Origin of the sequence: Arenibacter sp. F26102, from assembly GCF_023015865.1 — a bacterium.
In the GTDB taxonomy this organism is placed as follows: Bacteria; Bacteroidota; Bacteroidia; order Flavobacteriales; family Flavobacteriaceae; genus Arenibacter.
This window is the reverse complement of record NZ_JALKBC010000022.1, coordinates 20,425-43,094: the sequence shown is the minus strand read 5'-3', so window position 1 is coordinate 43,094 and position 22,670 is coordinate 20,425. Positions and strand designations below refer to the sequence as shown.

Here is a 22,670-nt window from a genome sequence, read left to right as displayed (position 1 = left end):
ATAATAACCTGCCAGATCCTTTTTTGCCCGTTCCTTAAGACTATCGGGTACATTTCTTCGGAGTTGGATCTTTTCCGGATCAAATCGGTTCCTATATTCCAACGGGGCAGTGTGGTATGGCGCGTGGGGTGTACCATAGGAAAGAATCATCATAAATGGATTCTCGGCCGACTTCCTTTCCTTGATATAGTCTATGGCAGCATCGGTCTGTTCAAAGGTGTCATAGCCGTCCCAAATTTTTCTATTGGGGTCATCATTGTCATAGTACACCGATTCATTGTAATTGTGGGTACATTCGTTGCCTTTCCAGAATTGGAAACCCTGTCTCCTCTGGCCAGGGGCCACATTCTGTAACCGTCCATGTCCGTCCAAATGCCATTTGCCTATGTAGCCAGTATCGAATCCTTCCTTGTTGAACACTTTTGCAATGGTTACCGCATTGGTATCCAGCTGCACATCGTTCATAAACACCCCATGTGTCAATGGGCGCTGCCCGGTCAAGAGCGATGCCCTAAATGGAGAACATACAGGCATACCGGACACGGCATTAATAAAATTAACGCTAACTGCTGCCAAGCTATCCAAATGTGGAGTGCTTACATTAGGGTCACCGGCATACCCAGTAGCTTGAGCCCGCCATTGGTCGGTTAAAAGTACCAAAACGTTAGGCTTTGTTGTCTTTTGCCCTTCTTCGGTCTTTTCTTTTTTGTTTTCATTGCAAGAGGCTACTAAAACAAGGGTGCAGACCAAGATTAGATATTGACGAAAGAGCATTTGAACTTTATTTTTCATTTATTTCATATTTTATAATATCTAATGTATTAGATTAAGGTACTGGCATTAATCTATAAATATAAGTCTATATTTTATCAGGACCAATGCGGTTTTAACAGTTAATAGCCAATATTTTTCTAAATAGAACTACAAGTTCAAGAAATATCGTTATGTGGAGTGTCCTGTACTATACTGGAAACCAGATTTTTAGTTTTTTATTAGGCTGACACCCTTTTTGTTATAGCCATAGCAGTACAGTACAGGATACAATTATTAATGATTCATTATAAACTTGTCATGTCGTTAATGCCCGATATATGTCACTTAATCTTAATATATATTTTAGCCTGAGCAAAATAATAATATAATTAAACATAGTAATAATAATAGATGATATTCAATTCAAAAGAAATCCTAGGGGAAATACAAAAGAAAAATCATTTTGAATTTAGAAGACTATATGTGGGTTTGTACCATGAATTGGTCTTATACGCCAATGGATATCTTTTCGACCAAGACTCAAGCGAAGATGTGGTACAGGAAGTATTTGCCTGCCTTTGGGATAAATCCAATAAAATCGCTATTGAAACAAACTTGAAGTCCTACCTGTACGCCATGGTGCGCAACAGATGCTTTAATATTTTAAAAGCTATAAAGATCACTTATGTTTCAAAAATTACGGAAGTAGAAACTACTATTGAGGCTAGTTGCAGTCCTGACTGGTTTCCAGAAGACGAAAAGCCTCTGCTCTATGAACAAGTTTTAAAGGTGATAAACAATTTTCCTTTAAAAATGCGCAACATCGCCAAGTTACGCTTTGTGGATAACTATCGTTTTAATGAAATAGCGGATGAATTGGATGTTTCCGTAAATACGGTAAAAACCCAACTTAGAAGAGCCAAATTGAAGTTGGGAAAACTAGTTATTTATATTGCAATTCTATTTTCAATAGTACATTAGAACCTCCTTTTAAATATTATTTTCTTATTTATTCTCCATTATTTTTCTATTTCTACATTTTTTTGTCACCCATTTTAGGAATTTGATTGTCTTATTAATATAGACAAACAAAATCCCAATGGATTTCAGACTTATTATAAAGAAAATCAACAATACCTTAACCGAAGAGGAGGGGCATATTTTCGATTCTTGGTACAAGGAATCCAAAGATCACCGTAGCTATTTCCATAAGGTTGAGAATAACTATCAAAAAGGAATTGATCTTGTAGACTTCAAGAAAGGCTGGGCCGGGGTTTCGTCCAAAATAAATAAAAAGGAAAAACGGTATTATATTTATAAATATGCAGCAGCAATCGTCCTTCTTATTACTGCAGGCACTATCTGGTTTGGGAATAAAGAAAATATCCGGGCAAATCCTCCAATGGATGCCGTAGTGATCCAGAAGGATTCCATTCAGATCGGTACCGATAAGGCAACGCTTACCTTGGACGATGGTTCGGAAATTGTTCTGGAGAAAGGAGAAAGTATTGAAACGGATAAAGCCTCTAGTAATGGGGAGCAATTGGTGTATGCCAATGGTCAGAAATCACCTGAAAAAATTATAGCAAAAAATATTCTTACCATACCACGGGGAGGGCAATTTGTTTTGGTTCTTGCCGACGGGACCAAAGTGTGGGTTAATTCCGAAACACGGTTGAGGTATCCCGTAGCATTTGCGGTCAATAAAACTCGTGAAGTGGAACTGGTATATGGGGAAGCTTATTTTGACGTATCCCCGAGTACTGAGCATAACGGTTCCCAATTTGTGTTACATACGGCAGGGCAGCGAGTAGTAGTGTTGGGTACGGAATTCAACATAAAAGCATATAACGAGGATAAATACGTCTCTACAACTTTGGTGGAAGGTAAGGTCATTGTTGAAAATGGAAGTGAATCTAAAAATCTTCGCCTTGGACACCAATCTACCATGGATCGGGATTCTAAAAAAATAGGCATTTCCAAAGTAGATGTTTATAATGAGGTATCCTGGAAAAACGGACTTTTCAGCTTTAAAAATAGATCCTTGGAAGACATTATGCAAGTACTTGTGCGTTGGTACGATGTTGATGTTGTTTTTCAGGAGAAAGCCGTGGAGGAATTGACTTTCAATGGTGTTTTTAGAAAAACGCTAAGCCTCAAAGAAATTTTGGACATAATACAGAACACCAACCTTGTTAAATATGAAATAAACGGTAAAACAATAATTATGAAGTAAAGCATTAAAAAAAAAGGGGAATGGAGTCTAAATCTAGACAATTGAAATCTCCATCCCCTAGTACATTAATTAACCAAAAATTAACTAACATTCAAATTTATGAAAACTAAACCAAACAGGGGTAGTCTTGCCTATGTCAAGACGTCCCTAATTATCACTATGAAAATCTTCATTTTTTTCTTTTCGATTCTATCGTTCGGATTTAGCGTGGAAAATGGATTTTCTCAAGACAAAAAAATAACATTTACGGAGGATGCCCAACTTTCTATGGAAGAGGTGTTGGAAGTTGTTAAAAAACAGACCGATTACAACTTTATCTATAGATCCGATCTTTTTGTTGGAAGTCCCCTTGTAGAAATAAGGAAGGGTACGATAAAGGTGGGTGTCTTGCTTAACAAATGCGCCATGCTTACCGACATTGATTTTCAGTTTTCGGATAACGGAGCCATTTTCTTGAAGAAAAATCCGAAAGTGGTTGAGTCCAAAAAAATGCAACAAACCATTAGTGGAACGGTAACGGACAATAATGGCAATCCTTTGCCCGGGGCCAATATTGTAGAAAAGGGCACCACCAATGGAGTAACTGCGAATTTTGATGGTAACTACTCCATAGCGGTATCCAATGAAAATGCCACTTTGGTGGTTTCTTATATCGGATTTGCAACCTCTGAAATTGCAGTTAACGGTCAAAACACAATAAATGTCACCTTGGAAGAAAGTGCGGCGGGTTTGGATGAAGTGGTTATCGTGGCCTATGGGGTACAAAAAAAGGCAACCATAACTGGAGCAGTATCCTCCATACAGACTACAGAGATTAAACAGAGCCCCGCTGCCAACCTTGCGGTAACCTTGGCAGGTAGGTTGCCCGGTTTAACTGCGGTTCAAAGAAGTGGAGAGCCTGGTAGGGACTTTACCCAGATTTTTATTAGGGGTCAAGGCACAATTAATGCTCAATCCCCAATCGTATTAGTAGATGGGGTAGAGCGTGATTTAACCTATATCGACCCCAACGAGGTGGAGTCGGTCACAATTTTAAAAGACGCATCGTCAACAGCACTTTTTGGGGTGCGGGGCGCCAACGGGGTGATTTTGATTACAACCAAAAGAGGTTCATCAGAAATCCCAGAAATAAGCCTGTCAATGGAAACAGGTGCTCAATCCTTTACAAGGCAAACTCAACCCGTAAATTCCTATGAATTTGCAACTTTAAGAAACTTGGCGCAAACCAACGATGGAATGGAACCAGCATATTCGGAAGAGGCATTGGATGGTTACAGAACCCAATCCGACCCAGAAAGATATCCGGACACGGATTGGGTAGGTCTTTTGGTGCAGGATTTTTCACTACAACAAAGATATAACCTTAACATTTCCGGCGCCGGAAAAGCAGCCAAATACTTTGTAAACGCTGGTTATCTTAATCAAGGGGGCCAATTCAATAATGAACAGGATCTGGATTATGACCCCAGTTTTAAATTGGACCGTTACAACTTCAGATCTAACATAGATTTAAATATCAATCCAGGTTTAAAAACATTCTTAAATCTAGCGGGCTACATAGAAAAACAAAATTCTCCATTTGGAGTGGCATCAGCTTCTACTGGGCAAGGGGGGAATTCACCATCTTTATTTATTTTAGCCAATATCTTTGATATGCCGTCCAACGTTCCCGGCCCTCTTTCCCCGAACGATGCGGTTGTGACCATTCCCAACCAGGCCAATCCAGCCTTTGGAATGCTTAACAGAACAGGGTATCGGCAACAAACCCGAAGCAACATAACTGCAACATTTGGAATGGAACAGCAATTGGATTTTATTGCCAAAGGTCTTAGTGCTAAAGCGGTAATGTCCTTTGATTCGAGGGCCACCAATGATTTAGTTGCTTCAAAACAGTATATCCGTGAAGTACAGGTTATTGAGCCTACAGCATCTGGGAGGGATACAATTTATTATAGGAATTTTGCCGATGATCGCGAAACTCCACTTTCAATATCCGGATCTAGAGGGTTTAGGAGTCTTTCCAATTTTCAGGCCTATTTGAATTACAATAAGAGGTTTGGCAAGCATGATCTAACTGCATTGTTATTGTATCAGCAACAAAAAGAAATTATAAATTCCGAATTGCCCTATAACCTTGTAGGATTAGCCACCCGCTTAACCTATGCCTACAATGAGAAGTACCTACTTGAACTCAATGCGGGCTACAATGGTTCGGAACAGTTCGCTAAAGAAAGAAGATTTGGTTTATTCCCCGCACTTTCAGGAGGCTGGGTCTTATCCAAGGAAAACTTTTGGAAGGGCGTAAAGGGAATAAACCTTTTAAAGATAAGGGGGTCCTATGGAGAAGTCGGGAACGACCGAATTGGAAACGATAGATTTTTGTACTTGGATGATATTGCTGTACAAGGAGGAGGGTATACACCGAGCTTAGGCCTAGGTTCACAAGTCGTCATCAATAGACTTAAGAATGGCGATTTGCAGTGGGAGGTGGCAAAAAAGTCCAATATTGGTCTAGAGATAGGACTATTCAATTCCTTTAATTTAACCGTAGATGTATTCAATGAAAGGCGCGATAATATTTTAAGAAACAGGGGTACTATACCAATATTGAACGGACTACCCAACAGTTCACTGCCACCCGTAAATATCGGCGTAGTTGAAAACAAAGGTTTTGAAGCCGAATTAAACTATAGAAAGGCCTTTAATCAGAACTTCTCCTTCTTAGGTAGGGCATTTGTAAGTTACGCTAGAAATGAACAGAAATTTGCGGATGAGCCTTTACTACCAGAGGATTATGCCTACCAGTACAGGCAAACAGGCTATAGAATTGGTCAGAACTTCGGGTTTATAGTGGATAAATATTTCGACAATCAGGAAGAAATTGACAATTCACCAATACAGAGTATTGGGGGACACGAATCAAGACCGGGTGATTTTAAATATTATGATCTTAACGACGATGGAGTCATTAATGAAAAGGACATTTCGCCGATTGGATTTTCCAATGTACCCGAATATACTTACGGACTAGCACTAAGTTCCACTATTAAAGGTTTCGACTTCAGCGTTCTTTTTCAAGGAGTGGCCAATGTCAGCAACTACTACAAAAGTAGGGGTACCTTTCCCGGTTCCAACTATTTTAGCCGGCATCTTGAAAGTTGGACTCCTGAACGTGTTGCCAGTGGGGAACCTATCAATTACCCTCGACTTACTACACAACCATCACCCAACGAAATCCGAAATTCATTTTTTACAGAAGATGCCAGTTACATAAGACTGAAAAATATAGAAGTTGGTTACACACTTCCAAAACTAGGAGACACACACATAAGACTTTATTTGAATGGTTTGAATGTTGCTACCTGGGATAATTTGCCCACAAAAGAATTTGATCCTGAATTGACCGGGGAACTTTCTTATCCGATAATGAAAGTGTACAGTTTTGGCGTAAACGTAAAATTTTAAAAATCTAAAATATAAAGAAATGAAAAAAACAATACTCTACATACTTATGATTCTTCTGTTCACGCTTAGTTGTGAACAGAATGCCCTAGATATAACCCCTGATGGTCGGATAACCATAGAAGACGTTTTCCAGGACGAAAAACAAACAGAGTCATATTTGAATACTGTTTACTCCAATATTCCCAGTTATTTTTATAAATACCAATTTTGGGCATATTTGGCGGGATGCACAGATGAGTGTCAAGATGCAGATGTGGGCAATGAGGGTTCTAATATTGCTGCCAATTGGATTACGGGATCATTGAACGCATCAAACAACCCTTTAGAATTGGCTGGGCAAGGTAAAGGAGTAAAACACTATAATACATTTTGGTCCGGAATAGGCCATGCCAACGTTTTTTTGAAAAACTTGGCCACAGCCAATATTCCAAATGAAAAGAACAGGAAACGATTTAAGGCGGAAGCCCAACTGCTTAGGGCGTTTTATTATTTGGAATTGATAAAACAATATGGACCAATGCCCATAGTTACTGAGCCTTTTGACCCTGCATTTGATTATTCTGTTTTAACAAGACCAACTTTTCAGGAATGTACAGATTTTATAGCCAAAGATTGTGATGATGCTCTTGCTACAGCGGACCTACCTATTCGAATTACGGAAGAGGGGGAAAGAGGGCGTTTTACAAAAGCCGTGGCACATGCCATAAAATCACAAATATTGCTTTATAATGCAAGTCCCTTGTGGAATCCGGAAAATGATGACTCCAAGTGGCAGGCCTCTGCCGCTGCCTCTAAAACAGCTGTTATGGCCTTAACCCAAGGGGGTGAATATGAGCTATTTCCCGACTATGGAGAATATTTCTTTACACAATCCGATATGAACCCTTCCCCTAGGGACAGGGAAACTATTTTCGAGATCAAGGATGGTTCTCCAGGGACTTTCACAATTATCAATGCATTGCCCAGCCAGCCCGGCCAATTTAAAGTAGGATCAACACCAACACAAGAATTGGTAGATAGCTATGGAATGCAAATAACTGGAGAACCTGCTATTTTAGGATATAACGACGCTGATCATTTGAATCCAATAATAAATACTGATTCAGGTTACGACCCCACTAAACCGTATGAGGGTCGAGATCCAAGGTTTTACGCAACGGTATGGTACAACGGTGCCATTTTTGACAATATCAAAGGAAATATTCATACAGTAGAAACTTTTGTGGGTGGTGCCGATCAATTGATTAAAACCCCTCCCAATAGAAAAAACACTCATACAGGATATTATTTAAGAAAATTCTATAATCCAAAAATACAGGCAGGACAAGGTTCCCCGGCAAGGTGGAAAAAATATCGTCTCGCAGAAATTTATTTAAACTATGCAGAAGCAGAAAATGAGGCCAATGGACCTACGATAGACGCTTATAATGCGCTCAATGAAGTCAGGAAAAGAGCTGGTATGCCCGACATTTCTGCGGGATTATCCAAAGACGAATTAAGGCAGTATATCCGAAATGAGAGGAGAATAGAATTGGCAATAGAAGAACATAGATTCTGGGATGTAAGGAGATGGAAGATATTGGATCAAACAGATAAGTTGGTTACCGGAATGGAAATTACACAAAATGGCACTGAATTTGACTATAAAAGATTCGTAACTGAAAGGAGAAATGCTTGGCAGGAAAAATTTCTTATTTTCCCAATACCTATAACCGAAACTTCCATTGTTCCTGATTTTAATTCAAACCAAAATCCTGGCTGGTAAATATCTTAATTTTAGTAACCTATAATTATTTATAAGTCAGAGCTAATTCGCAACAACAGATTTGTAATCATCTGAAGCCTGCCAACATACTAAATGTCGGCAGGTTTTTTGTTCTACATTACTGATCAATGAAATTGAATAAAAAGGTGAAATTAGAATTCAACATAAAGATGTCCCTGGCTGTAATTTTTTGTTTCCACCTATTTAAACTTAAATACGAATTTCGATTGCGAATATTTTGATACTTTCACATAATTACTGCAGATAAATGACCATAAGAAGGATATAAAATTCAAACTTACCATAGCATAAATCAAAAAATAGAATTTAACTATTCAGCAAAAATTCCAATTAATAAACTAATTCAACTAAATGACTATTTTTTTTCATTATAGTCCCTATATTAAATCTGTAGTGCATTATTAATTTTATTTAAAGCCCTTACCCCTAACATTAATAGGTTTAAGTTGCAAAGTATTCTGCGCTATTCCATTATTCAGTATTTCTAATATTCAAATCCTTGATTTATCATCTCTAGCTACTCTATTATAGAAAATCAGGTTCGAGCTTTCCTAATGTTTTAAATAAACACAGCACACTACAGGATACCTTTTGTCTTTATTTTTTTTAGCTTAGGGAACTTAATATGTAACGCAATGCAGATTAAGAATTTATTAATTCGAAATTTTGTAATGCTTAAATAAATAAAATGCCCGAATGAGAAAAAACATAATATTTCTATCAGCCATAACTATTTTAACTATTCATATTTCTTGTAATTCCAACAATAAAAAGGATGCCATCCTTGAAACAGCTAAACCAAATGTTTTACTTATTGCGGTAGACGACCTTAACGATTGGATCGGGGTTCTGGGCGGACATCCCCAAGTTAAAACTCCTCATATGGACCAAATGGCCCAACGTGGCGTTCTTTTTAGTAATGCGCATTGCCAGGCTCCGGTTTGCAATCCCAGTAGGGCAAGCATTATGACTTCTTTATATCCAAGTACGTCTGGTATATACTTTTTAGATCCAGATATTCAAGAATCTCCAGTTGCCAGTAAAAATTCAGTGATGCCAAAACGGTTTCAACAAGAAGGTTATAATGTGTTTGCCGCAGGTAAGATCTTCCATAATGGTAAAGGTATCAACGAAAGACATATTCCAAATTATGCAGGACAATTTGGAGGATTTGGTCCCATGCCTGAAAAAAAAATAAGTCCTTACCCCGGTCACCCATTATGGGATTGGGGCGTTTATCCAGAACGTGACGACCAGATGCCAGATTATCAAATTGCCAATTGGGCAGAGGAAAGGTTGGCTGAAAAGCAAGCACAACCCTTCTGGATGGGGGTCGGTTTTTATCGTCCACATGTTCCACAATTTGTACCTCAAAAATGGTTTGACATGTATCCTATGGAAACTTTACAGCTGCCTAGGACCATTGCATATGACCTAAATGACATATCATCCTACGGAGCAGATATCACAAGATTAAAACACGTGTCCCCGACCCATGAATGGGTAAAGGAAAATGACCAATGGAAACCCATTGTACAATCGTATTTGGCCTGTGTCAGTTTTGTAGATGAACAGGTCGGCCGGCTTCTCACCGCATTGGACAATGGTGATTACGGAGAGAACACCTATGTTGTATTGTTCAGCGACCACGGATTTCATTTGGGCGAAAAAGAACGCTTTGCCAAACGGAGCTTATGGGAAGACGGCGCACGAGTACCCATGATAATCATGGGACCAGGTATTCCTAAAGGAAAAATTATTAATCAGCCTGTTCAATTATTGGATATCTACCCTACATTGCTTGAATTGACCAATCTTAAACCAGACCCAAAACACGAAGGAAATTCTTTAGTTCCTTTATTAAAAAATATGGAAGTAAACTGGCCTCATTACGCCAGAACCTGTTTTGGGCCTGGTAACTACGCTATAACATCGGAACGTTATCGTTTTATACAATATAGTGACGGGTCCGAAGAATTCTATGACCATAAAACAGATCCCGAGGAATGGCACAATGCCATCGGCAATGAGGAATATACTAATATTATTGCCAAGCACCGGTTGCAGGTACCTCAAAAGCGTTATAAAATTCTAGGACAGGGATCTACTGGACATGAATCATATGACGCTTCAGAAAAGAATAGATACGGCAGTACGAATTAATTCTATGGTGATTTAATAATTGAAACCGTGGAGATTCTTATGTCGCAAAGATTTTATCTAAAAAAGGAAATGAATAGTTGTCGACGGAATTCCCGTTAATATCGAGCTTAATAATGAGATTAAAAATGTAAAAAAATTGACCTAATAAGAACCTAATAAAAACTTAACTATGAAAAGAATAATTAATTGCATATCGTTAATCTTAGTCTTCCTTTTAACACCCACCGCATTTTTTGCTCAGCAAGACAGATCTAAAGTTGGCATCAGGCCATACCCACGCGACAGTGTTCATGAAATGACAGGTGGTGATAGGGTTGCCAACTGGAAACCAGGCATCGGGAATTATGATGATGTGCTGAAAGCAGATGATTATACGGCTTTGAATATAGACGTAGTTAAAGGTTATAATGGCGTCTTTAGTACCAATCAACGTTTTTTTGAACATTATATACACCAACAGGGAGGCGATTGGGTAGATACCAATCCAGAAACAAATAGCCTGATTAAAATAATTCGTGATTACGAAAAGAAGGGGAATGAGGTTAAGCATATAATTATTTGCCGCGAGGGTTGGCTGTATGACAAAGTTAATGGTGATACCGGACCAATTGATGGTGACCCTAGAATACTTCATCAACGAGATGTGAACGATACGCGAAAGGTATTTAAAGATGCTCACGCCCTTGGATTGACAAAACACGACAATTACAAGCTCATACAAATGGTTGTTCACCCTGCGGTTTTTCTCGACAATCCTAAGGCAAGAGAAATCGTTAGTACGATGGATGGAATCTGTATTGAATCACATCAGTTTAACCGTTATTGGCCATTAGGTAATGAAATTTCAAACCCTGAAGAAATAGCAAGGGGGGCGAAATGGGTGCTGGAACAAGGAATGGATTATATTTTCTATTACGGACCCTATCAGTATAAGAGTTGTGATACCTACACCGATTTTCTTGAAAGGGATTGGTTGGGTGCTTTCTGGGAAAGAGGCTTGCCTAAGCATCATAAGAACATGTATTACTATTTGAATGCATTTCCACATGGTTGTGGAAATACAAGGCCGGTGGGTCCCGAATCAGACCCATATTCCTACCTAGGGTTTGCCAAATGGCTGATTCAGGAGTTGAAAAATGGAAATTAAAAGGTTGTTTATACCAAATGCCTCCGATGTAACTAAATGAGATTGACAATATCATAAGAGAAATAGGTAAACTACTTATTTTATTAACCTGAGTTCGATTCATAATATTTACCATTTACGAAACATAAAAGATAGATTTTTAGCAAATTAAAATATTGAATTTCAATTCGTTAATGCAAATTTATAACCATGATAACTTACTCTAATGTTACAGAATTTTTTTGTTTGGGCGATTAGTTTTTTTAAGGAATATGCCTAAATAATAGATAAGTCGTTTATCGGAAACAAAGCAAAACACCCTTCAATTGGGTCTCAAAGTGAAACAATTGCCTTTATATTTCAGTTAAGTGGTTTCAGAACCTTCAAGCACTTTTATATTTTCAAGGTTAATTAGTGTGAGTTCGACTTAAGAAATAGGATTTGTAAATTGTAGGTAAAGCAAAAAATTGATATATTTAGGTGTTTAACATTCAAATATTATAATACTCCCCAAATTTAGGACAGCAAGTTAAGTTGTAATTTAACCCTGTCAAATATTAAGAAATCAAGAAGAAAATTCAGTGCATCGTTCAAGGCCAAGGTTGCTATTGAGGCGATAAAGGAACAGAATACCGTCCAAGAGATTGCGGCCAAATTCGAACTTCACCCGACGCAGATATCAAGTTGGAAACGTGAATTTTTGGAGAACGCCGCTTTAGCCTTCGGGTCGAAACCTGAAAAAGAAGATCCCGATCTACAGACCGGACCTCTTTATAACAAGATCGGCCAACTACAGATAGCGAATGATTTTTTAAAGAAAGTCTTGGGCAAATGAGTACGACCGAAAGAAGGCAAAAGGTCGTAAAGTCCCATCCAAGACTAGGTCTTGTGCAGCAATGTAAAATCCTTTCCATACAACGTTCAGGTCTTTATTACAGGCCCAGAAGTGAGGGTGTGCTGAACCTAAAGCTCATGAAAGAGATCGATGCCCATTTCTTGGAACACCCCTATTATGGGGTGGAGCGAATGACGGATTACCTAAACCTTGACCTAGGGTACCGAGTCAATATAAAAAGGGCAAGACGGTTGTACAGGCTCATGGGGCTACAGACCATATATAGAAAACCTAGGACCACTATCAGGGATCCCGAGAGTTATAAGTACCCCTACTTGCTCAGGGACCTTAAAATAGAACGGCCCGATCAGCTATGGCAGACCGATATCACCTATATCCCCATGTTACGTGGGTTCATGTACATGAACGCCATAATCGATGTACACAGTAGAAAGATACTGAACTGGAGCGTTTCGAACTCGATGGACAAAGAATGGTGCATAGAACTCTTGGAGGACACCATTGCCAAATATGGAGCGCCGGAGATACATAATTCCGACCAAGGATCCCAATATACCAGTATCCCGTACATAGAGGTGCTCAAAGGGCACGACATCCAGATATCCATGGATGGTAAGGGGAGGGCATTGGACAACATCTATATCGAACGTTTCTGGAAATCCATCAAATACGAAAAGATCTACCTTAACCCGCCCAATGGAGGTCTGGACCTCTATCAAATGGTAAGGGAGTATGTCGAATTCTACAATACCAAAAGAAGGCATACCGAAATAGGGAAAGTGCCGCCAGATCAAATTTATAATACTAAAAAATTGGCGTCGTAATTAACTAAGGAATACCTTTAAACTGTCTTACAAATGGGGAGTACTATAGTAACTAGTTATCTGCTTATGGTTTTTCGCTATAAAATTACGGAGTTTTTGTGTCTTAACGACTATTTTTGTGTTGAATTGGAACAAGTTCTTGGCAAAAACGGCATTGATGATGGTTCCAGAAAAATAAGGAGGCAACAGGCCCTCTAATGTGTCCCAAAGCGGGATGATCACCATTATGGTGCTTTTCCATTGAAAGAGATACCGTTGCCTTAAACACTTCTACCTTGAGCACCTTTGTAAACATATGGGAGACAACTTTCCCAATACGGTATACTACAATCGTTTTGTGGAACTTCTACAAAGGCTATAGTTCCGATGGTGAAGTTCCTGCAAATGTGCTGCCTTAGCCAATTTTCTGGAATATCCTTTATGGATTTCACATTGATTAAGGGATGCCATAGCAAAAAGGGAAAACAGAACAGGATATTCAAAGGAATAGCGGAAAAAGGCAGGGGGCAACACGGGATGCCCGCCCGTGCCGTGCGGACGGGGTTCTTTGGGTTCAAGCTCCATATCATCATCAAGGAAAGGGGGCAGATTCATCAATTTCCTCATTACAAAGGGCAATATGGTCGACGGCCAGCCCTTCAAGTAAAGGACCTTGCAAAACAAAGTGTTCAGGAAGATATTCCCCGATAGGGGCTACATCGGAAAAGAACTGCTCGAATTGCTGTTCGTGGGTGACCAAAATAAAAAAGAACATGAAGAATATCCTGAGGCACCGATATGACTAAACATTCTCGGAAAAAGGACCGTTGTGGAGAGCGTCAACGATATCCTAAAAAACCAATCCCAAATTGAGCGTACCAATCACAGAAGCTTTGGGAACTTAATAACCAACATGATCTCGGGACTTATTGCCTACGTTTGCCCCACAAAACCCAACATCAATATAGATTACCTGCAAAGAATTAGGGAACCCTTATATCGAGTTCACGTTATTTACATCTATTCCTTTTGCGCAGTTAGATTCTACCCGAAAATGGGGAAAGGGCAATAAATTTATTCTCATAAATACATCTACGGGAAGGCTTGAATATATCGTTAAAATCATTGTAATATTTCATCATGCAATTGGACGGTCGACAATTTCCTTTTTCTCAAATACAGGTTTAACGAAAAACTACTTTTACTATCAATCTTTAAATCAAAGTATAGCTCCTTTGGACACATCTGAATAAGCTCAACCAGATATACATAAACCCCAAACAACCACTTGATATATTAGTTTAGTTGTTCAGGGCTTTTATAGTTTATTATAAAACTATATTACAATTTATTTGAAATTACATTTTCACAGTAAAAGAATAGGTTCCCGAACCAATCTCGAGAACTGTTTCCTTTTCATTCGATTCTAATATTTTGATAGCTGATATTTTGGAAAGTTTTTGGTTTCCTTCTTTGATATCGGAGACATTTTCTGTTGGAATATGGACCTTTGCTAAAGTGTTTACAGGTATTTCTACATTCATTATAAGTTTGTTTCCTTTCCAGTTCCATGCCGAAGATATGGTGCCGTTGATACTTTTATAACTTCCCTTCATGAAGCCCATATCCTTATTGATTGCAGGTTTTATGACAATGTTTCTATAACCGGTATCCTCAGTATCAATTCCCACAGCATGTTGAAACATCCATTCCGCTACCGAGCCAAAAGCATAATGACTAAAGGAATTCATTTTTGCATTCAAATCGGAATTCTCCGCATCGTCCTTAGTATAACTGTTCCAACGTTCCCATATAGAAGTACTGCCGTTTTCCACAGAATAACCCCAACTAGGGTATTCGGTTTGTTGGAAAATCTTATAGGCAATGTCATGATAGCCATATTTTGACAAGGCCAACATGACGTGTTTAGTACCTAAGAAACCTGTAGAAAATTTATACCCATTATTTTCTATCTTTTCAGCTAATCTGGCAGCTCCATTTTGAGCAAGATTTTCAGGATATAAATCAAAGTATAGGGCCAGTGCATAGGTTGTCTGCGTATCTTCTGTAGTATAACCGGTGTCCAAAATATACTTTTGTACATAGGCTTTTTTAATATTTTCGAAAAGTGCTCTATACCTAGCTGCACCCTCAGTTTTCCCCAAGGCCTCGGCCATTTCAGCCATTAACTTGGCGTCATAGCCATAATAGGATGCTCCAACGAAATCATTACTCGTCTTTTCATTCACGGAAAGCCAGTCGCCCCAGTTGTTGCCCCCACCTGGGCGAATATAATCAGTACTTGCATCGGCCTGAAACTGCATAAACTTTTCCATGCCCTCGTACATGTACTCCAAAATACGGGTATCATTATAAACTTTATACATATTATAAGGAATAATAATACCCGCATCCATCCAGGCTGGAGAGTACTGGTCTGGACGTGAATACGGAAATGGCGCAAAATTCGGATAAGCACCATACCATCGTTGGGCATCGTCAAGGTCAACCAAAAATTTTGTCATAAAAGAAGAAACATCAGCGTTATAGGTTGCAGAACGCATATAGGTCTGTGCATCTCCTAACCAACCAAGGCGCTCATCTCTTTGAGGGCAATCGGTAGGTATGTCAAAAAAATTGGCACTTTGTGTTGTTTTTATATTTTCATAAAGTTTATTATTCATAGAATTCGATGAACTAAATGTACTGGCATCTAACTCAATAGAACTTAAGACTAAACCTGTTACTGCATCAAGTGTTGGTGTGCCAGGAAAGCCAGTTACTTCAACAAATTGAAAACCGTGGTAAGTAAATTTAGGTTGCCACACCTCTATCCCTTCTCCTTTTAAAATATAGGTGTCGGTTGCTCTGGCCAGCCTAAGATTTTCTGTTTGTATATTTCCATCTGCTTTTAAGATTTCCCCAAAACGTAGTTGTACGCTGGTACCAGCTGGGCCTTTAACCTTTAATTCTGCAATACCTGCAATATTCTTCCCCATATCAAAAACATAAGTTCCAGGCTTAGGTTCTGTAATTCTAAGAGGACGGATACGCTCAGTATTTTTAACTAAATTCCCAGGATGTACCTCTAGTTTTCCATTTGGGTAGGTGTATATTTTGGATGTTTTCCAAGCATTGTCATTGTAACCAGGTACATCCCAACCTGAATTTTCCATTCTAGCGTCGTATGTTTCACCCATCAAAATATCAGCCTCGCGTGTTGCCCCTTCGCTAGACTTCCAAGAAGTATCGGTTGCAATAACTTCAGTTGTCCCGTCTTCATATTCTAAATGTATTTGACCCATAAAGGCTGGGTTTACACCATAATATTCGCGAACTTTATCTAAGCGCACCAATAAGCCATATCCAATATACCCTGCATACCATCCGTCTGCAATAATAGCACCAATGACGTTCTCTCCTTGTCTTATATTTTCAGTTATATCATAGGATTGATAATACAACCTCTTGTTGTAATCTGTCCATCCAGGTGAAAAATAATCGTCTCCAACTTTATTTCCATTTAACCGAAGTTCATAGAGACCTAAAGCAGTAGTATAGGCTGTCGCCTTTGTTATTTTCTTTGAAGTTATGAACGATTTACGGAGATATCTTGCAGGCGGCAAGTATAAATTGTCATATTTATCAGTTTTATCATAACCAACATCATGACTGATAAATAGCCCTTTCCAATTTGAAAATTTTAATAGCCCCATTGACCAATGTGCTGATTCGCTCCAATCAGATTCAGTACCGGATTCATCCCACACCTTTACTTTCCAATAATAGGTTGTGCCAGATTGCAAATCCTCGCCATTATATTCAATTTGGTTGGTGTTATTGGATACAACTTTTCCACTGTCCCATTTATCACCATTATTCTCACCTAAGTTTTTTTTGGAGGTGGAGACTAATATCTGGTATGCCGATTGCACCCTGTTTCTGCCTTCCCCGGTCAAAACCCAACTAAATCTTGGTTTTTCGACATCAATACCTTGAGGATTCTCAAGATATTCTACTCTTTTTTCATGGATACTCAATGGCAATAATTCTACATTTTGAGAATCAACTTTTCCGAATATAAATATCAATAATATGTGAATAATAAATTTGTTTTTCATAGGTGTTCTTTCTATAAATACTAAAAAGAGGCTACACCTTTGAAGCTAGCCTCTTTTTTTTGATTTAAAATATTGCGTATTAATTTGGTTACCAACCAGGGTTATTCGATGTTATGTTTGGATTCGATTGAACTTCACTTGTTGGCATGGGCCATAAATTAAAGTTTGGACTATATGTCGTATTGGTAGGTTCAAATGTAATATTTTCAGGATGTTGTGATAAAGCTTCTTCAACTTTACCCAACCTTCTAATGTCATAAACCTCTTGAAATTCAAAAGAAAGTTCTTTAAACCGTTCTTCATAAATATATTCAGAAAACTGTGCTTGCGTCATTCCGGCTGGAGCTGGATTGGCAAATGCTCTAGTGCGTACTCTATTTAAATAGCCATACGCCGTTTCTGTAGGACCGTTTAAGCTGTTTTCTATTTCTGCTGCCATTAATAGCGCATCAGAATATCTATAAACAATCATATCTGGATCTCCATCACAACAGCTCTGGTCTAAATCTACATATTTATTAGGGAAAATCCCCCAACGTTCTAAATATTGTGGGGTGTTATATGTTAGTATATTTCCCGTGTTATCTTCATAAGAGTATATCATGGTAACATCTCTTCGTTCATCGGTTTCATCAAAAGAGTCATAAAACGCTTGGCTATATCCACCATGAAATTGACCGATTCCTAAAGCAGGATCAAATCTATTACGCGCACCCCATACATGACCAAAGGCAGTGCCTTGACCTTCAACAGACTGTGTTTGTTGGATAGCAAATATACGCTCATCATTATTATCAATTCGTATAGCATCTTCATAACTTGATAAAAGTGAATATCCTTTAGAAGTACCTTCTAAATTAATTACCTCTTGCAATTTGGTTTGTGCTAAAGCCATGGTCGTCGGATCTTGTAAAGGGAAACCAGCCATTGTTAAATATACCTTTGCTAATAGAAACTTAGCAGTAGCTTGTATAGGTCGCCCTATTTCAGTTTGACCTCTCTTATCACTTGGAAGACCATTTTCTGCATCTTGCAAGTCTAAGATAATTTGCTTGTACACATCAGGTATTGGTGTTCTTGGTAGCTGGGCTTCTTCAACGTTAGTTGTGGGTGCTAATGGTAATGGAACATCGCCAAAAAGTTGTACCAAATTAAAAAAAGACCACGCCCTCAAAAATTTAGCTTCAACTATTAATTCTTTGCGCTTTGTTTCTTCTGCTTCGTCTTCGAATTCTCTAGGTTCTAATTCTGCAATAAGAACATTAGCCCTAAAAATACCTTGGTATAATGGATCCCATACCCTAGGTAAGGAGGTGGCATCACTGGCTGATGTGGTATAGTTACCCCAAATTCTTCTCCACGGGACCCTAGCAATCATTTTAGGCGAAGGCATAACAGCCATTGATGCTAGTCCAAAATCGAAGAGGCTTACAGCTCTGTTGTATGAATTATAAATGGCTGTTGTTGCCACTTCCGCCTCATCGGCGTTACGATAAAAATTTGATGGACTAATTTCCGAATATACTTGTTCTTCCAAATCAGAACAAGCTACAAGACAAGCAAGTAGGATTATATATTTTAACTTTTTCATTATTATTTTATTTTAAATTAAACAATTGTTACAGGCCAATATTTATGCCAAGAGTAATCGTTTGGGCTCTAGGGTAAGACGCAAAATCTACACCTTGAGCTAGATTATTACCACCTCGTATATTGACTTCTGGGTCAAATCCAGAATAATCTGTAATAGTTAATAGGTTGGTTGCTGTAACGTAAAGCCTTGCAGAGGTTAGTACCTTCATTTTTTGTACAGGAATATTATATCCAAGACTAACATTTTTTAATCTAATGTATGACCCGTCTTCTACAATCGCGGAGTTTGGTTGTAAAAATGGCTGATCAACTTTAGGATATCTAGGATCATTAGTAGGATTAGTTGGAGTCCATCTGTTTTCATAATAATCTAGAAAAATATTATTAGCAGTATGACCAGAAGAAAGAAAAAGTCTATCAATGTTCATCAAATCATTTCCTTGAGAACCTTGAATAAAGACGCTTAAAGTGAAATTTTTGTATGTAAAATCGTTGTTCCAACCAAAAATATAATCAGGATTGGAATCACCAATTATATCCCTATCGGCCCCATTGATTACACCATCAGGAATTCCATCTGGTCCAGACAAATCTGCATATTTCCATTGACCTGGTTTTGGTGTAGTTCCAAATACGGGAACTGTTGCTGCACCACTGCCATCAAAATCACTCTCTTGAAGCAAACCTATTACCTTATAACCATATAGTGATCCAAAAGCCTCACCAACACGCATAATGTTAGACGGTTCATTTACAATATTTGTAGCGGGTCCAGGACCAAAAATATCTGCATCCGTATCACCTAAACTTAATACGGTTGCCTTATTGTTACTCCAGTTAAAATTAGAATTCCATTTGAAATCCTTTTTATCAATAAGGTAACCTCCCACCACAACTTCAATTCCTTTGTTCTCAACACTACCTGCATTGGCAGTAATAGATCCTAGTCCAGCAGATTTTGGGAGTGGAAAGTTTAATAATAAATCTTCTGTTGTTTTTTTATAATAATCTATAGAGGCTGAAAACCTATCTTTTAAGAATCCTATATCCAATCCGGTATTAAATTGTTTTGTTTTTTCCCATTCTAAATTTGGATTTCCTAATCTTGTTGGAGCCAAACCTGAATATAAGACATCTCCGTATACTGCATTTGCTGTACCCAAAAGGGTTAATGACTGTAGTGGTTGTATTGATTGTGAGCCTGTGATTCCATAACTCGCTCTAAATTTTAAATTAGATAAGGTCGCTGAATCTTTCAAAAAGGATTCATTTGATATGGTCCAACCTATACCTACTGAAGGGAAATAACCCCATTTTTGGTTTTCTGCAAAAACACTTGAACCATCAGCACGACCTGTTAATGAGAGATAGTATCTTTTGTCATAATTGTAATTTAACCTTGCATAATATGAAGATAATATTCTTTCAATTCTCGAACTTGAAGGTATTGAAGGTGTTAGTCCTAAACCAATATTATCTGTTTCTAAAACATCAACAGGAAAACCGACTACAGTAGTGTTTAACCGACGTGTATTATCTATTTGATACGAATACCCTCCAGCTATATCAATATTATGCAAATCCATGGCTTTATTATATGTTAAATAAGATTCAACTAAATAATTCCCAGCACTACTTATGTTATAAACGGCTCTAGAGTCATACAATTTACCCAATCTTGTTGTTTTTGGATAAAAACCTTCTCTTCTACTGTTGGAGCTTGTAGTACCTGTAGTAAGGTTGAAAATTAAACCTTCTGAAATTTTATATTTTGATTGAATACTTAGTATTAAGTTTTCGTTATAGGTTTCGTTACGAGTATCTGATAATTCTACAAGTGGATCTGTAAAAAAAGCAGTTGTTCCGTCACCTTCATCGATTGCGTCACCAGGGGAGGAAGTTGGAGAATTTTTGTATGCCGAAAAAACCGCACCAGCATTTATTATAGCGCCTGAGCCTTCTCCTGATCTATTATTCTTTGTACGAACATAATTTACAGATGTACTCATGCTTAAACGGTCAGTAAGGTTGTTGTCTATATTCAATCTTATATTACCTCTAGAGAAATCGGTGTATTTTACAATACCTCCATTTTTTAAGTAGTTAGCTGATAAGAAATATCTAGACTTATCACCACCACCTGATACGGCAAGTTGATATCTTGTGGTTAGACCTGTTCTTAAAATTCTGTCCAACCAATCTGTAGTTGTCACATTTTCAGGCAATGGAAGAGGGTCTCCATCAAATGGCAATTCCGTAGCACCGTTGCTTAAGGCTATTTCATTTCTCCAGGATGCATAGGTGGGGCCATCCAAAACTTCTGGAAAATCTTGGATATTACTAAATCCAGTTTCAGTGGTAAAATTTATATTAGTTGCTTGTTTGTAATTTCCTTTTTTAGTTGTTACCATAATTACCCCATTTGCACCACGAGAACCATATATAGCTGTTGATGCCGCATCTTTTAATACTTCTACAGATTCAATTTCTGCTGGGTTTAAGAAGCTTAAAACATTAGTTGATGTCTGATTGCCTTGACCTATTCCGGAATTTGAGGCCTCGGACCCTGTTGACATAGGGTAACCATCAACTACAACAAGAGGGGAATTATCACCCAAAATGGAGTTGTTACCTCTAATTCTTATAGTAACTTCTCCTCCTGGTTCACTGGATGTATTAACAATATTTAATCCAGCTGTCCTGCCCTGAAGTGCCATATCAAAAGTAGGCACTGGCATTTTGGCTATATCTTCTCCTTTAACCGAGCCAACAGAACCTACTAAATCAGATCTTGTTTGTGTTCCATAACCAACGACAACAACTTCCTCTAAGAATTGTGCATCTTCTTCAAGTGTAACATTCACAACTGATTTACCTGATGTTGAAATCTCTTTTGAACTAAATCCTACGTAAGTGAAAATAAGTGTTTGAGCGCCCGAGCGCAATTTTATTTCGTAGTTACCATCAAAATCGGCTACTACACCATTCCCAGTTCCTTTTTGAACGATATTTACACCAGGCAATGGTGCTCCATCTTGATCAGTTACAGCTCCTATTACCACTTTGTCTTGAGAAAATAGCCCCAATGACATAAGGAAGCAGCACAAGACTAGTGCTTTTTTAAGTGTTTTTTCATAATTGTGTTTCATAATTTAATGTAATTGGTTTAGGTTGAACGTTATTTTTTGATTTAGTAATCGACAAGACAATATTAGCAAGGATATTTTCTAAAGGCATCCTGTACTATGCTGCTAACATTTAAAAATTTTATTTATTAGATCCTATTGGACTCAAGATTAATAGGATTTTATACGCATGGGTTTAATTTTCTTAATAAGACAAAGCTTAAAGCAATAATATTGGAATTAGTTATTCAGCTCAACAAAATGTATTTTAGAATGGTTGATTACTTTTATATCTATATTTTAACACAGAACCAATCTCCGCTTTATAAGCATATTTTATATACCCAAATGGAGACCTAAAAAAATGATAGCTGAATATTGTTCCTTAATATACTTATTGAACATACAGAAAATTACTATAGCTAACCAATGGGATTAGTTTGCTATAGATTATTAATGATCGTACATCAATTTTGATAAGGTGGCGTACAGATTTGACCATTCGTTTAGCGACATTTTCAAAGGTAATCTACGTGGGTTGAAATTTACCTAGCACAACTCTCGGCCACTTTCTTTTTTCAACTTACTTTTTATCCGCTTATTACATTTTCACTTAAGCAGCATAGCACAGGATAGAGTACTG

11 protein-coding genes and 1 pseudogene are annotated in these 22,670 nt (G+C 38.0%); 7 read left to right on the top strand and 5 right to left on the bottom strand.

The genetic code is table 11. From position 1 onward, the window contains the following. Positions 1-792, bottom strand: a 792-nt coding sequence (locus MWU78_RS20830) for a sulfatase-like hydrolase/transferase (protein WP_247001463.1), incomplete at its 3' end; no start/stop codon positions are given. A 372-nt stretch (positions 793-1,164) separates the two neighbouring features. Here MWU78_RS20830 and MWU78_RS20825 point away from each other — a divergent pair. The 7 genes and pseudogenes from MWU78_RS20825 to MWU78_RS20795 all read left to right on the top strand — a co-directional run. Next, complete coding sequence (locus tag MWU78_RS20825) at positions 1,165-1,734, top strand: sigma-70 family RNA polymerase sigma factor (protein ID WP_247001461.1); 570 nt, start codon at positions 1,165-1,167, stop codon at positions 1,732-1,734. Positions 1,735-1,852: 118 nt separating this feature from the next. Then, the gene (locus MWU78_RS20820) at positions 1,853-2,989 is read left to right on the top strand and encodes a FecR family protein (RefSeq protein ID WP_247001459.1); all 1,137 of its coding nucleotides are present in this window, start codon (positions 1,853-1,855) and stop codon (positions 2,987-2,989) included. Positions 2,990-3,088: 99 nt separating this feature from the next. Next, a complete protein-coding gene (locus MWU78_RS20815) occupies positions 3,089-6,454 on the top strand; it encodes a TonB-dependent receptor (RefSeq protein WP_247001457.1) in 3,366 nt (1,121 codons plus the stop codon). Between the two features lie 19 nt (positions 6,455-6,473). Next, positions 6,474-8,219 (top strand): RagB/SusD family nutrient uptake outer membrane protein, encoded by a 1,746-nt coding sequence (locus MWU78_RS20810; protein WP_247001455.1) that lies wholly within the window; start codon positions 6,474-6,476, stop codon positions 8,217-8,219. A gap of 717 nt (positions 8,220-8,936) precedes the next feature. Then, complete coding sequence (locus MWU78_RS20805; RefSeq protein ID WP_247001453.1) at positions 8,937-10,403, top strand: sulfatase; 1,467 nt, start codon at positions 8,937-8,939, stop codon at positions 10,401-10,403. A gap of 169 nt (positions 10,404-10,572) precedes the next feature. Next, complete coding sequence (locus MWU78_RS20800) at positions 10,573-11,550, top strand: hypothetical protein (protein ID WP_247001451.1); 978 nt, start codon at positions 10,573-10,575, stop codon at positions 11,548-11,550. An 804-nt stretch (positions 11,551-12,354) separates the two neighbouring features. Further along, positions 12,355-13,209, top strand: a pseudogene (locus MWU78_RS20795) (IS3 family transposase); the annotation flags it as partial. A gap of 324 nt (positions 13,210-13,533) precedes the next feature. Here MWU78_RS20795 and MWU78_RS20790 read toward each other — a convergent pair. From MWU78_RS20790 to MWU78_RS20775, 4 genes are all read right to left on the bottom strand, one after another. After that, positions 13,534-13,815, bottom strand: a complete 282-nt coding sequence (locus MWU78_RS20790) for a hypothetical protein (protein ID WP_247001447.1) — start codon at positions 13,813-13,815, stop codon at positions 13,534-13,536. A 731-nt stretch (positions 13,816-14,546) separates the two neighbouring features. Beyond that, a complete protein-coding gene (locus tag MWU78_RS20785) occupies positions 14,547-17,309 on the bottom strand; it encodes an alpha-L-rhamnosidase (RefSeq protein ID WP_247001445.1) in 2,763 nt (920 codons plus the stop codon). Positions 17,310-17,397: 88 nt separating this feature from the next. After that, positions 17,398-18,900 carry a RagB/SusD family nutrient uptake outer membrane protein gene (locus tag MWU78_RS20780; protein ID WP_247001443.1) on the bottom strand — a complete coding sequence of 501 codons (1,503 nt, stop codon included), beginning with the start codon at positions 18,898-18,900 and terminating at the stop codon, positions 17,398-17,400. Between the two features lie 28 nt (positions 18,901-18,928). Beyond that, on the bottom strand, positions 18,929-22,051 hold the full coding sequence (locus MWU78_RS20775) for a TonB-dependent receptor (RefSeq protein WP_247001441.1): 3,123 nt from the start codon (positions 22,049-22,051) through the stop codon (positions 18,929-18,931). Between the last annotated feature and the right edge of the window lie 619 nt (positions 22,052-22,670).

Bases quoted from the DNA above. Each gene is read 5' to 3' on its own strand.
- MWU78_RS20775 (WP_247001441.1), bottom strand. From the start codon at position 22,051: ATGAAACACAATTATGAAAAAACACTTAAAAAAGCACTAGTCTTGTGC.
- MWU78_RS20790 (WP_247001447.1), bottom strand. From the start codon at position 13,815: ATGAGGAAATTGATGAATCTGCCCCCTTTCCTTGATGATGATATGGAG.
- MWU78_RS20810 (WP_247001455.1), top strand. From the start codon at position 6,474: ATGAAAAAAACAATACTCTACATACTTATGATTCTTCTGTTCACGCTT.
- MWU78_RS20820 (WP_247001459.1), top strand. From the start codon at position 1,853: ATGGATTTCAGACTTATTATAAAGAAAATCAACAATACCTTAACCGAA.
- MWU78_RS20815 (WP_247001457.1), top strand. From the start codon at position 3,089: ATGAAAACTAAACCAAACAGGGGTAGTCTTGCCTATGTCAAGACGTCC.
- MWU78_RS20780 (WP_247001443.1), bottom strand. From the start codon at position 18,900: ATGAAAAAGTTAAAATATATAATCCTACTTGCTTGTCTTGTAGCTTGT.
- MWU78_RS20785 (WP_247001445.1), bottom strand. From the start codon at position 17,309: ATGAAAAACAAATTTATTATTCACATATTATTGATATTTATATTCGGA.
- MWU78_RS20800 (WP_247001451.1), top strand. From the start codon at position 10,573: ATGAAAAGAATAATTAATTGCATATCGTTAATCTTAGTCTTCCTTTTA.
- MWU78_RS20825 (WP_247001461.1), top strand. From the start codon at position 1,165: ATGATATTCAATTCAAAAGAAATCCTAGGGGAAATACAAAAGAAAAAT.
- MWU78_RS20805 (WP_247001453.1), top strand. From the start codon at position 8,937: ATGAGAAAAAACATAATATTTCTATCAGCCATAACTATTTTAACTATT.